Raw genomic sequence first — 12,033 nt, 5'->3', positions numbered from 1 at the left:
GGGTGGCTTCGGCATAGGTGGGGGTGGGGGGCGCGACGAAGGTACTCATGCCGTTGGCTCCATCAGGCGGTCTTCGGAGTCCGTGAAGTCTCGGACGAGGTCGGAGTGGTAGGCGTCGGACAACTGGGTGAGCGCGGAGATCTCACTGTGCAGGTCCCGCCCGCCGCCCGCGGGGCGGTGCTCGACGCTGGAACCGGGCGCTGTGCCCCGGAGCTTGGCGTGGCGTGCGGTCGCGAGCCAGCAGGCTTCGGCGGCGATTGCGGCCTGGGTGCCGAAGAGGCCGTGGGCTTCGGCGTGCTGCTGGGCCCGTTCCCGGAGGGCGGGCGACGCGTAGTTGTTGAGGGCCAGGGCGGCATCACGGATCTCGACGCCTCGACGGTACAAACGGTCGTGCACGTTGAGTGGGTTGAGGTGTTCGGTCGCTGCGCCGCGCGGAGTGTGAAGGCGTACGGCGGGTGTGACCTGTGTGAGGTCTCGCCACAGGGGGCGCAGGCGCAGTAGCGCGTGCCGCTTGGTCCGCCAGCTGTGGAGCAGGCTGAGCATGGGCAGGCTGGTGCCTGCGACGATGAGGACGAGGGCCGCCATGAGCAAGGCGGTGCTGATGTAGTCGTCCACGGCGCCGGGGAAGAGGCCGTCACCGTGGATGCGTGTGGTGATCGTTGTCGCTCTGACGACGGCATATGCGACGCCGGCGGCCAGGCCCAAGCCGATGGTTCGAAGTCCCCAACTGAGCGCTGGTCCACTTGAGTTGCGTCCCCAGCGCCAGCAGACCCTCACGCCTCCCAGCAGTGAGGCGGTGAGGTAGCCGAGGAAGAGAAGCGTGTAGGCGAGGAAAACGTAACGGGCCACGGGATCCGCGAATATCGCCGGCGTCTCGTACGGCTGGAGTTTCGCGAAGAACAAAATCGCCATGGCGAGCGCCGTCGCGCAAGCGAACATGATGCGCCGCCGCTTGGTTCGCGGCCCCTCCGAAGCCCCGGAAACCTTATGCAGGAAGGCCAGCAGAGCAGCTGATGAAAGCACCCCTCCGATGAGGTGCTTCAGCAAGTAGGAGAGGTCGATAACGCCTGTCCATTGGTCGAGCGCTCTTCCGGGCGGCATGCGCAACGTCATCATGACGGCCAGCCCGAAGAACGCCCACCAAAGAGACCGGTCCTGCCCTTTCCGCCAGACCTTGACGGCACGCCATGCAACGGTGATCCACAGGAGCACAGCGACCACGAACGTGAAGATGTTCATCTTCTGCCGTCACCGCGCAACGCCGCGTCAAGACGATCGAGTTCGGGATCACGAGTTTTCGGAAGGGACGTCAGTTTGGCCAACTTGGCTATTCGGGTGGCGAGTTGCTCGGCCTCGCGTTCCTGGGGACTACTGAAGTTCGCCCGTCCCAGCACACTGCGGACAGTGCGGGGATCGATGGCGGTGAACAGTTCGCCCAGGTTGGCGCCCGTACTCGTGTCGCTCGAGGAGCTGTGTCCGAGGAGCATGTGACTGATCTCGTGCAGGACGATGTGGTCTCGGTGCAGCGGGGAGGTCGACGCCTCGAAAAAAATGTAGTCCGCGGTATCGAGTTCCACCCACAGGCCGCACAACTCGTCGTCCGCGCCGCTCACTCCTTCGACTTCCTCGACAAGCAGAGGGCGGCCTCGGCGCTCCGCTACGGCGGCGCAGAATTTCTGCAGATCAAAGGGGGAAGGAATCTCGATCCCTGACAGTGGGTCCGGATTCACCAGTTTCCGGCGTTGCCGGAAGGACGGTATCCGGAGTCGTCGCTGCGAGCGCAACGATTCCCTCCCTGGTCTTTCATTTCCGCTTGCTCCAGGCGCACTTACGGCGCGCCACCGGTCACTCTATGTGGCCTGGGGGCGATGATCCAGATCCGAATAAAGAGCCCTCTCGATGGCTCCGCTATTTTCAGGACGGCCTGACAGAAGTGTCCTGATTTTTACCGGACCTATCCCCCAGCAGGAAGTGACGAGAGTCATACACGCTGTTCCGGCTGATCCTCCTCGTCGAGGCCCTCAAGCTCCCGAGCTCGCTCAATGAACGCCTGCACGGTGCGGAGGGTCTCGGGAGAAAGACCGGAGGCACGCAGAGCCACGGAACGGACCTGGTTGTCGCGCATCGACTCGAGCAGGGTCACCTCCGCCTGAGCGCGCACCCCCTCGCCGTCGTCAAAGAAGTACGCCGGCGAAACGCCAAAGAAGTCTGCAATCGCCTTTAGATACTTGATGCCAGGATTGTCCCGTTGCCCCGTGCGCAACTGGTGAAGGAAGCTCGCCGACATGCTGGGGCCGCCCATGCCCACCACACCTCGGGCGACTTCGCGCAGCGAGTAAGGCCCCCGCCCCTCGGGGTGAATCACCCGAAACAGCCGGTCGACCTTCTCCGCCAGAGCGCGCCCCTCCTCGCTGACCCCGTCGCCCACACTTGTCCCCTTTCTGTCACGCACAGGGGCCCATCAAACCAAACGTGTCAACTCAGACGCACACCGAACCCGCAAAGCCAACGAAGTTGTCCGCTTCAGTTGACAGATGATGCTGCCTGCGACTTACGATCTTGCTCGGCTGTCAACAGGTGTGAACAGCTCCCGCGCGAGGCGACCTCACTCGAGAAGCGAGGACCCGACCGCACGTAAGCCCACTAACGGACAAATCAACATGAAGCAGAGAGTTGTAGAGAGTTTAAGAACCAAGTCTGGATCTTGACGCGGCGTCGTGCGTATGTTCGTCGTCCCTGGGCAGCCCGCCCGGCGCAACAACCATAAGGAGCAGTGGCATGCGCACCCTCCGGGCCACGTAGGCCCGCAAACAGCGACGGTGCCCGAGAGCGGCAACTCCCGGACACCGAACGCTTCACGGCAGACCGCCCCGGCAAGGGCGGAGATCGCCACCATCACCACGCTGATCCCTTCCACCGGGCGTCTCAACGTGGCAATACCAAAGGAGATTCTTGCATGCGCTCCGCCCTGTGCAAAAGGCCCGATGGCCTGGCCTGCTCGGTAGCCTCCAGCTTCCCCGACTCCACCCGCCGGCGGCGGGAACACGTCCCGACCACCGGGCCGACGCAGCCCTTCCGCCCCATGATCGGGAGCGGCCGGTGAGCGTCGACGCCCGCGAATGGGTGTGGGAGCACAGCTCCAGCCGTGGGACCGCGCGCCTGGTCCTGCTGTCGATCGCCGACCGCGTACCGGACGAGCAGTGCGTCGCCTGGGCCTCACTCTCCAGCCTGGTCGAACGCACGAACGCGAGCCGGACCGCGGTACGCGACGCGCTCACGTCGCTCGCCCAGAGCGGCGAGCTGAAGGTGCTGGACCATCTGCAGGGCCCGCAGCGCACCACGGCCTACCGCCTGCCACGCGCCGCCGCATGGCTGGCCAAGGTCGCGGCAGCCACGCGGGAGGACCCGGACACCTACGTCGAGCCGCCGACCGAGTCGGACCCGGTGCCCGAGCTGGACGAGATACGGCTCCGGCGGCACGGGATCTGGCCCAAGGAGGGTAAGGAATCCGCCCCCTCCCGCCGGAGTTCGACCGGTGCGGAATCCGGCCCCTCGCGACGGAATCCGACCCCTCGACGTACCGGAATCCGCACCCCGCAAGGTACGGAATCCAACCCCCAGAACCGTAGAGAACCGAAGGTGAACCGTAAAGGCAGCAGTAGTGGTGCTGCCCTCACCCCGGCCGGCGAGTGGCAGGTCGACCCAGCCACCGAAGCCTGGGCCCACGAGCAGGGGCACTTCGCCCGCCTCGGCGAGGACGGCCTGCGTGCCGCCGACGCGAAGTGGCGTACCCACCGGGCCAACTGGAAGCCCCGCTCGGCGGGCGCCTGGGCTGCCGACTGGCGCTCCTGGATCGCCCGGGAACACACCCTCGGCCGCCCGAACCTCTACGCCCTGCCCGGCAGCGGCCCCGCCCCCGCAGCCGGCATGACCCGCGCGGAAGCCCACACCGCCGCCCTCCTCGCCGCCCTCGACGAGCCGACCGAAACGGAGTAGCCATGGACCGCCGCGAAATCGCCGCCCTGCTGGCCTACATCGGCCGACTCGACCCCCGCACCATCCGCACCGACCAGGGCGAGGCCCGCGACCAGCTCGCCCAGTGGCACGAGCTGCTCGGCGACGTCCCCCTGGCCACACCGCACGGCTGGGACGCCCGCATCGCAGCCCGCCAACACATCCGGGTCTCGCCGTACCAGATCCTGCCTGCGGACATCGCCCGTCCGTGGGAGAGCTACCGACGCGACCGGCTCCAGCGGCACACCGACCCCACCCCGTCTGTGGACCCGGACGACCAGGCGGCCTGGACAGCCGAGCTGGTCGGCACCCGCCGCGCCGTCGCCACCGGCCACGCGCAACCCGTGCATCACCGGCAGCTCGCCGGGCGCCGCATCGACCCGAGGCTGGAAGCGCGGCTGAAGAAAGTCGGCTCCTGCATCCCCCCGGAGGCCCGGGCCGCGCTGGCGCCCTTCCGGCCCGCCCGTGCGGCACGAGAGGCAGCCATCGCCCAGGGTGAGCCTGACGCTCTCTCGGTCCGCTGCGAATGGTGCGAGGCCGCGGTCGGCGAGCCATGCCGCCGCCGGCGGGTCGCCCCCGACGGCTTCGCACGCGGCAACGCCACGCGGACCGACCCCCACCACTGCCGCCGGGACCTCGCCGCCGCAAAACAGGCGCGGGATACCCCCCAGTCGGCGATGGCCTGACCGGCCCACCACCGGCGCTCCCCGTCCGCTGCCCCGGCAACACCACCTCGTCCCGCACCGGCTGCGGCGCCGCCCCACGCCGCAGCCGACCCCCGACGCCGCGTCCACCCTCCGCCGGCTCCAACCAGCCGACGCGGCAGCACATCGGAGACCACCTTGCGCCACATCACCACCCACACCTCGCCGACCAGCGGCCTGCGCGGCATCGGCGACACCAGCTGGCACACCCGCGGCGTGTGCCACGGCATGAACCCCGAGGACGCCGACGCCACCTTCTTCCCACTCCCCCGGGACTACGAGACCATCGCCGAGGCGAAGGAACTGTGCGGCCTGTGTCCGGTCCGCCGCGACTGCCTCAACTACGCCCTGGAGAACGCCCTCAAGGAAGGGATCTGGGGCGGGCTGACCGAGGCGGAGCGACGCCCCTGGCACGACGGGCTGCCTCAGCGCCTCGACTACGGCCGCGTGATCGCCTTCTTCAACGGACGCGACGTACACCTGACCGGGACCGAGCGCCAGGTCGTCATCGACCACGCCTACGTCCGGGGCTGGCGCCCCGACCGGCTCGCCGCCGCCCTGCAGATCAGCCACAAGCACGCTCGTGACCTACTGCGGCAGGCCGCCAACAAGGTCTTCGACCGCGACCGGACCCTCGGCGTACCGAGGCGCAAGAACAAGAAGAAGGGGACGCAGACCGCCCCGCCGACCAGTCGATCCGCGTCCGCCAAGCCCAGCACGAAGCCGCCGACATGCCCGCCGGCGAAGCCCACCTCGGCGCACGCCTCTCCCGGAAAGGCCGCATGACCCACCCCACCGTTCTGTCCCTCGGTGCCGTCCCGGACCTGTCCCTCCTCCTCGCCATCGGCGTCCCCGTCACCGCCCTGGCGCTGGCCCTGACCGCCTGGACGATCCGTTACCGGGGCGCCCGTCCACAGAAACGTCTCGGCAGCCCAGCGGTCAAGGTAGCCGCGCTCGCCGCGCTCGGCTGCACCGCCTACAGCGCGGACACGAGCTGGCGGTTCGCCGCCGACTATCTCGACATGGCCGGCACCGCCGAACGCGTCGGTATGTTCGCCGCCGCCGAACTCGCCCTCTTCGCAACCGCGCTGATGGCCCGGCAGAACCTGGCCACCCAGGGGGCACCGGGGCTACCGGGCACCCTGGTGTGGGTCATCACCGGAGTGCAGGTGATCCCTGCCTACGCCGAGAGCGGTCCCGTCGGCGGCACCGTCCGCGCCTTCGTCGGACCGGTCATGGCGGCGATGCTGTGGCACCTCGCCATGGGCATCGAACTACGCGTGCGCACCCCTGGTGCCGCCTCCCACGGCCTGCTCGCCGTCCTCGGGCGTGAGGCACACGAGCGGCTGCTTTCCCGCCTCGGCATCGCCGCACGGGACCGCGACGCCGCGCAGATCACCCGCGACCGAGCCACCGCCCGCGCGGTCGCGCTCGCCGCCCGCCTTGCCGAACGCACCCCCAAACAACAGCAGAACCGGCGTGGTCGGCGACTCACGCGACGGCTGTCGAAGGCGATCGGCCGGGCCTCAGTCGGAACAGACCCTGCCCAGCGCGCCGAGCTACTCAACCAGCTCGCCGCCCGTCGGCACGCGCTCGCGCTCGCCACAGTCCCCCTGCCCTCTCCTTGGTCCCCGCACCACGACAACACGACGACCGTCACGGTCCCCGCACCGACGGCCTGGAGCACCCCGGTCCCCGTCGACGGTCCCCGCACCGCCTCCGACCCCGCTGAGGACCGGGGACCGTACATGGAGAGGGGACCGGCCCCCGCAACCGGGGACCGTGGAGCGGGGACCGAGCTGGGGACCGGGGACCGTGACGCGGGGACCGGGGCGCTCGAACCGGAGTCCCAAATGGACCGCGTCAGCCGTGTGGGGACCGACCTCACTGCGACGAAAGCGCCTGCTCAGGGCCCTGAACCGCGCCGGGGACCGAGTAATACCGAGTCGGGGACCGACACCACCGGGGACCGGGGACCGAGCACCCCCGACACGGGGACCGACACCACCGGGGACCGGAAGCACAAGGTGACCCTCAAGCGGAAGCCGACCACGGAGGTCAAGAGCAGGGCAGACAAGCGGAGCAGGTCCCGGAGCCCGCAGACGCAGCGTCCGCCGCTCGAGCCGGAGCAGTCCGTGGAGCACCTTGTCGAGCAGGTCCGCCCTCACGTACCGGCCTTGCTCGAACGGGACGGCAACGAAGCCGTGACCCGGGTCCAGCTGAGGGAGATCATCCGGCGCGAGGGCCTCAAAGGCGGCCGGAACGACCGATTGGGCCTCGCCCTCCAGCAACTGCGGAGCGAGGACACCACCACGAAGACAAGGAGCAGCACCCGATGAAGACCTGCCCGCGGTTCACGGCCCTCCGCAAGGAGTACGAGCGGGAGATCGGCTTCCTGAACGCTCACTCCGAGCGGCATGCCGGAAGGCTGGCGGCGAAGTGCAGCGCAAAATACGCCGCGTCAACGAAGGCGCGGATGGCCCGGGCGCTCAGCGGCCACGTCGGACGCTGCCCCGAGTGCGGCTGACCTGCAAACCAACAAGTCAAAGCCTCTACCACCAGCGGTGGCCCGGCCTGTGCCGGGCCACCGCCCCCGCTCCAGGAGGTCCCCATGGTGCCCCTTCCCACCCGCACGTCCAGCCCAACGGTCGCCGAGGCCGACGCCTGGGCGGACGTCTTGGTCCGACGGCGGCTTCTGCACGCCGCAGTTCCCGTCCCGAGCAGCCAGTGGCTCGTCCAGCACGAGGCCGCCGGGCCCGTACGCGTCTTCGCAGGGCCGGCCGACGTCGTCGACCTGGCCGCCGCAATCCAGCTCCGCACCCGCTCACCGAGGCCCGATACCCGATGACAACCCCGCACGAGAACGGCACCGCCCCAGAACCTGCCCCTGACCCCAACTCGGTCTCGAGGCGAGCGAGGCGAGCAAGTTGGGGCGGAAGCGTAGCTTCCGCCGAACCCGCCCCCGAGGGGGCGGGAGAGGACCTGCACCGGGGGACGCAGGTCCTGGAGGCTTCGACCGAGGGCGGATCGAAGCCGGAGCAGGAGGAGAAGCCGTTGCAGCACCGCAGCCACCGCGAGCGCAGTGCCCGCGCCCGCCAGCGTCCGCGTCAGCCGCGCGAGAAGAAGCGCCTGCATCAGCCCAACACGCGTTTCAACGATGAAGAGTTCGCCCTGATCAAGTCCGCCGCCGCTCGATGCAACCTGTCCGTCGCCGGGTTCCTCGCCCGTGCCGCGCTCGCCGCCGCCCGTGACCTCGACCGCACCAGCGCCGAGATCGCCGACGAGCGCGAAGTGATCACCGCCCTCTTCGACAGCCGCCGCAGACTCGGCTGGGCCGGCAGCAACCTCAACCAGGCGGTCAAGGCCCTCAACTCCGGCGCCGAGGCACCACAGCTGGAAGCAGCGGTCGCCGCCGTCCAACGCGCCGCCGAGAGTGTGCGCGAAGCCTCTGCCCGACTGATCGAGCAGCGCGCTCCATGATCCCCAGCGTCCACAAGGCCGGCTCCCGGACGATCGGCTTGCTCGCGTACCTCTATGGCCCGGGCAAGCACGAGGAGCACACCGACCCCCACCTCGTGGCCTCCTTCGACGGCATGTCCCCCGACCCCGGCCGCGACCCGAAAGCCACCCTCAAGGACCTCCAGCAGCTCCTCGACCAGCCCGTCCAGGCTCTCCCCGAACACGCACGTCCTGCCAAGCACGTCTGGCACACCTCCGTGCGCGCGACCGCCGACGACCGGATTCTCACCGATGAGGAGTGGGGCGACATCGCCCGACGCATCGTGGCCGCCACCGGCATCGACCCCGGTGACGGACGGACCGGCTGCCGGTGGGCCGCCGTACGCCACGCCGAGGATCACATCCACATCGTCGCCACCCTGGTGTGCGAGGACGGCAGCCGCCCCGACGACTTCCGCTCCGGCAAGCGTGCTCAGGCCGAATGCCGCCTCATCGAGAAGGAACTCGGCCTCCACCAGGTCGCGCCGGGAGACGGCACCGCCGCCCAGAGACCTACCAGCGCCGAACGTCACAAAGCCGAGCGCCAGGGCCGCGAGCGCACCGCACGGGAGGAGCTACGCGAGACCGTCCGGCGCGCGGTGGCCGGCGCGACCAGCGAGGAGGAGTTCTTCGACCGGCTGGCCGCCGCCGGCCTGCTGATCCGCAAGCGGGTCGCCCCCTCTGGGGACCTGCTCGGCTACAAGGTCGCTCTACCCAACGACCGTAACGCCCAGGACGAGCCGGTGTTCTACCCCGGTGCGCGTCTCGCGCCGGACCTGTCCCTGCCCCGGATCCGAGAACGCTGGTCCGCCGAAAGCCACGACCAGGACGCCGTGCCGGCCGATGCGAAGGTACGTACGGCGCCGAGCGGACCGTCCGCCGCCCGTCGACGTACTGCCTCCGCGGCATGGCAGGCGGTGCACGTCATCGAGCGCGGCGGCGACGCGGTCGCCGCCGCCCACATCGCCTCGGCTGGTGAGGTCCTGGACGCGCTGGCGAAGACGTCCGCCGCGCACACCCGCCGCGAATTGCGTGACGCCGCCTTCGCGTTCGAGCGCGCCTCCCGCTCCCACGTCCGCGCCGAGCGCGGCCATGACCGGGCACTGCGACAGGCCGCCCGCGACCTCGTCCAAAGCGGCCCCTCCCTCGGCCGGGGCGAAGACGGCGCGACGACTGCCATGGCGATCGACATGCTGTTCTTCCTCATCACCGCCGCCGGCCACTGGCATGCGAAGAAGGGCCACGCCCAGCAGGCCGCCGCCGCGCGCCGGACCGCCGCACATCTGCGCGCCGCCTACCAGTTGGCCGCCGCCCAGCCGCTCGGCGCCCTCTACCAGCGCGGCCGGCGCCTGGGCCGCTCCCTCCTCCAGCGGCAGACAAGGGCACTGCACGAGGCGCTGCCGGAACTGGCGGAGCAGATCCTCGCCGAGCCCGGCTGGTACGCGCTCGCCGCCACCCTCGCCGACGCCGAAGCCGCCGGCCACGATCCCGCTGCCCTGCTTACCGACGCCGTCGGGCGACGGGAACTCGACACGGCCGAGTCCGTCAGCGACGTCCTGGTGTGGCGACTGCGCCAGACCGCGGACCTGCCCGCCGATACCAGCGACATGGTCGGCAACGCCCCCAGGGCGAGCCAGGCCGCACGCCGTACGGGCCTGTCCCGTCCCACCGGAGATCGCCGCTCGACGAGCCTTTGACCAGTGGAGAGGCGAAACGCCGTAAGGGGCGACAGCGACTGCGTCCCACGACGTCTTGTAGCCCAAGCCGGTTCTCTCGCCGCTGTCCCACCGCATCTTGCCGCGCAGCCGAAGCCCCTGGCCATCCGACCCTACCAGGCCGACAACGAGCGTCACTGATCTAACAACACGGAGGCGGCGCGATGTGGCCGACTCCCGGGGCGAGAAGCGGAATACCCGCTACCGCCATAGGTCGTCCCGCCGGCCGTCGGCGCGGGCTCGTTCTCGTGGTGAATCCCTCCCTCGCCCGTATCGGCTCGGATAACACCGGATGCCCGAGGTGACAGGGCCTCAGCCCCACGCAGGAAAAAATCTTGGGAGAGGTGTCATCAGAACTGCAGGCTGGCGGCTCTTCAGGGTGATCGGCCACCGCTCGGTACCAGAGCACTCAACGGCCGCACACTGAATTGGGAGGTTGGAGCGTGGAGCTCTTTGGCATTGTGGCGGTGGTGATCCTTCTGCTAGTCCCGAGTCTGAAGAAGCTGCTGGACAGCGTGGCGTACCGGAACCGGGCCCGGGGCAAGGCCGAGATCATCCGCGCCGAGCGCTCTGTCGGGGGCCCGCAGCAGGTGTCGTCCAACGGGCGAAGGCAGACGAAGCAGGGGAAGGGGAAGGCGAGTGGCTGAGCCGGAGCCAGTGACCGCTGAGACGCTGGGCCGGGTGTTTGAACAGTACGGGGGCGAGATGACGGGCAAGGCACGCCAACTGCTCCACGACGCCAACGTGCCACCCTCGGTGACGGACGCCGACGACATCGTCAGCAGCGCCTTCGCCACGGCACTGCGGGATCCGGGCACCGTGCGGCAGCCGCGTGCCTATCTGTACAAGCTGATCCGCACCGAGGTCATCCACCTGGCAACGCGCCGTGTAGAGCACCACCGCCTGGACAAGAAGCTGGCCGCCGACCCATTGTGCTGCCCTCCACCGGACGTTGCTGACTTCAGCGCGCTGGTGGACAACCGCGACGCGGTACACCGGGCGGTGCGGGAGCTGTCGGTGCCGCAGCGCACCGCAGTGTGGGCGACCCACGCCCTGGACTACACCCGGGACGAGACGGCCGTCCTCATAGGCAAGCACCCCGGCACCGTGGCCCGGCACAGCACGCGCGCGATGGTCCTGCTGCGTGCCAGCATCGCTGCCGTGGTCGTGGGTGTCCTGACGGTCCTCGGGCTCGCAGCCGGCGGGGGGCTCCAGCGCACGACTCCTGCTGGCGCCCCGCGCAGGGACCCGGTACTGCCATCCGCTCAGTGGTGGTCCGAGAACTGGATGGTCGCGGTGGTCACCCTGACCGTCGGGGCCTGCGTGGTGTGGGTCCTGGGGCGCCGGAACTATTGGCTGGCTCAACGGCTTGCCAATGCCTTGTTCGGGTGGGTGCAGCTCAGCAGCAGGTGGGGCCTTGCCCTGGGACGGCTCGTTCCTGGCCTGCAGGCCAGGAATGCGGGGCGACCGCCCATGGTGGCGATGCTGTGCCCCGCCTGCCACCGGCGGATGGACACCGTAGGGCTGACCCAGGAGGAGCAGAACATCCTGTTGCGGCAGGCGGAGTTCACCCCGCAGGCCCGCCAGACCGCGTCGACCTGCCAGCTCTGCGGTCACGGGGACTCCTTGGCGGCGCCGCTCGAAGTCGTCCATGTCGTCTCTGTCCGTGATGAGTCGTCTCCGCTGGCCGCGCCCCTTCAGCGGAGAGGCCGTCTCACACGGATGACGGCGGACGGCAACGGGGCCGCCTTGGACCGGCAGGGCGCAGCCTCTCCGACCACGATCTACCTCCGGCCCACGGACGGCCGACTGGAGGCCACGTGGCCGGAGCCTCCGGCCCGCCTCAGTCTGCGGGACGCCCCCGCCAAGCCTGCCGCAAGGCGACCGTCGAGTACGGCAGCCTGGCTGGCCGGGCCGAAGATGATCCCGGCGCAGGCGGTCACCCTGCTGCAGGGGCCTGCCGAGCTGGCCGACTACGGGGCGGCCTCGTCGAGTTCGGAGGCCAGGTCCGCGGAGAGGTCGTAGCCGGGCTGTCCCTGAAGCCGCGCACGTACGTCTTCCGTGTGCGCTGCGCTGGTGGTCGGTCCATCCTTCGGCGAGGG

The 12,033-nt window shown here is 69.7% G+C and carries 13 protein-coding genes; 10 read left to right on the top strand and 3 right to left on the bottom strand.

What is annotated here, in order from left to right:
* Positions 1-45: 45 nt before the first annotated feature.
* The 3 genes from AOK11_RS29180 to AOK11_RS29170 form a co-directional block, all read right to left on the bottom strand.
* Entirely contained in the window at positions 46-1,239 is a 1,194-nt protein-coding gene (locus tag AOK11_RS29180; protein ID WP_055596712.1) for an MAB_1171c family putative transporter, read from the bottom strand.
* A complete protein-coding gene (locus tag AOK11_RS29175; RefSeq protein ID WP_055596711.1) occupies positions 1,236-1,613 on the bottom strand; it encodes a hypothetical protein in 378 nt (125 codons plus the stop codon). The genes AOK11_RS29180 and AOK11_RS29175 overlap by 4 nt, the downstream gene beginning before the upstream one ends.
* Before the next feature lie 368 nt (positions 1,614-1,981).
* Complete coding sequence (locus AOK11_RS29170; RefSeq protein ID WP_055596710.1) at positions 1,982-2,428, bottom strand: helix-turn-helix domain-containing protein; 447 nt, start codon at positions 2,426-2,428, stop codon at positions 1,982-1,984.
* 671 nt (positions 2,429-3,099) lie between these two features.
* Between AOK11_RS29170 and AOK11_RS29165 the strand changes: the two genes are divergently transcribed.
* The 10 genes from AOK11_RS29165 (at position 3,100) to AOK11_RS29120 (ending at position 11,956) form a co-directional block, all read left to right on the top strand.
* Positions 3,100-3,996, top strand: coding sequence for a hypothetical protein (locus tag AOK11_RS29165; RefSeq protein WP_055596709.1), 897 nt, complete (start codon positions 3,100-3,102; stop codon positions 3,994-3,996).
* A gap of 2 nt (positions 3,997-3,998) precedes the next feature.
* The gene (locus AOK11_RS29160; RefSeq protein WP_055596708.1) at positions 3,999-4,700 is read left to right on the top strand and encodes a zinc finger domain-containing protein; all 702 of its coding nucleotides are present in this window, start codon (positions 3,999-4,001) and stop codon (positions 4,698-4,700) included.
* 156 nt (positions 4,701-4,856) lie between these two features.
* The gene (locus AOK11_RS29155; RefSeq protein ID WP_055596707.1) at positions 4,857-5,504 is read left to right on the top strand and encodes a WhiB family transcriptional regulator; all 648 of its coding nucleotides are present in this window, start codon (positions 4,857-4,859) and stop codon (positions 5,502-5,504) included.
* Entirely contained in the window at positions 5,501-7,057 is a 1,557-nt protein-coding gene (locus AOK11_RS29150) for a hypothetical protein (protein WP_055596717.1), read from the top strand. Before AOK11_RS29155 ends, AOK11_RS29150 begins: the two co-directional genes overlap by 4 nt.
* The gene (locus AOK11_RS29145; RefSeq protein WP_055596706.1) at positions 7,054-7,245 is read left to right on the top strand and encodes a hypothetical protein; all 192 of its coding nucleotides are present in this window, start codon (positions 7,054-7,056) and stop codon (positions 7,243-7,245) included. Before AOK11_RS29150 ends, AOK11_RS29145 begins: the two co-directional genes overlap by 4 nt.
* Positions 7,246-7,329: 84 nt before the next feature.
* The gene (locus AOK11_RS29140) at positions 7,330-7,566 is read left to right on the top strand and encodes a hypothetical protein (protein ID WP_055596705.1); all 237 of its coding nucleotides are present in this window, start codon (positions 7,330-7,332) and stop codon (positions 7,564-7,566) included.
* Between the two features lie 206 nt (positions 7,567-7,772).
* Positions 7,773-8,198: a plasmid mobilization protein gene (locus tag AOK11_RS29135; protein WP_240497531.1), complete on the top strand. Its 426-nt coding sequence runs from the start codon at positions 7,773-7,775 to the stop codon at positions 8,196-8,198.
* Complete coding sequence (locus AOK11_RS29130; RefSeq protein ID WP_055596704.1) at positions 8,195-9,913, top strand: relaxase/mobilization nuclease domain-containing protein; 1,719 nt, start codon at positions 8,195-8,197, stop codon at positions 9,911-9,913. The genes AOK11_RS29135 and AOK11_RS29130 overlap by 4 nt, the downstream gene beginning before the upstream one ends.
* A gap of 488 nt (positions 9,914-10,401) precedes the next feature.
* Positions 10,402-10,578: a hypothetical protein gene (locus AOK11_RS29125; RefSeq protein ID WP_157869471.1), complete on the top strand. Its 177-nt coding sequence runs from the start codon at positions 10,402-10,404 to the stop codon at positions 10,576-10,578.
* A gap of 34 nt (positions 10,579-10,612) precedes the next feature.
* Positions 10,613-11,956: an RNA polymerase sigma factor gene (locus AOK11_RS29120; RefSeq protein ID WP_157869470.1), complete on the top strand. Its 1,344-nt coding sequence runs from the start codon at positions 10,613-10,615 to the stop codon at positions 11,954-11,956.
* Positions 11,957-12,033: the final 77 nt, after the last annotated feature.

It is taken from the genome of Streptomyces hirsutus (assembly GCF_001418415.1).
Classification (GTDB): Bacteria; Actinomycetota; Actinomycetes; order Streptomycetales; family Streptomycetaceae; genus Streptomyces; species Streptomyces hirsutus.
This window is presented reverse-complemented; position numbering and strand designations above follow the sequence as displayed.

Excerpts from the sequence above, each read along its gene's own strand:
- AOK11_RS29130 (WP_055596704.1), top strand. The coding sequence starts at position 8,195 with ATGATCCCCAGCGTCCACAAGGCCGGCTCCCGGACGATCGGCTTGCTC.
- AOK11_RS29140 (WP_055596705.1), top strand. The coding sequence starts at position 7,330 with ATGGTGCCCCTTCCCACCCGCACGTCCAGCCCAACGGTCGCCGAGGCC.
- AOK11_RS29180 (WP_055596712.1), bottom strand. The coding sequence starts at position 1,239 with ATGAACATCTTCACGTTCGTGGTCGCTGTGCTCCTGTGGATCACCGTT.
- AOK11_RS29150 (WP_055596717.1), top strand. The coding sequence starts at position 5,501 with ATGACCCACCCCACCGTTCTGTCCCTCGGTGCCGTCCCGGACCTGTCC.
- AOK11_RS29145 (WP_055596706.1), top strand. The coding sequence starts at position 7,054 with ATGAAGACCTGCCCGCGGTTCACGGCCCTCCGCAAGGAGTACGAGCGG.
- AOK11_RS29160 (WP_055596708.1), top strand. The coding sequence starts at position 3,999 with ATGGACCGCCGCGAAATCGCCGCCCTGCTGGCCTACATCGGCCGACTC.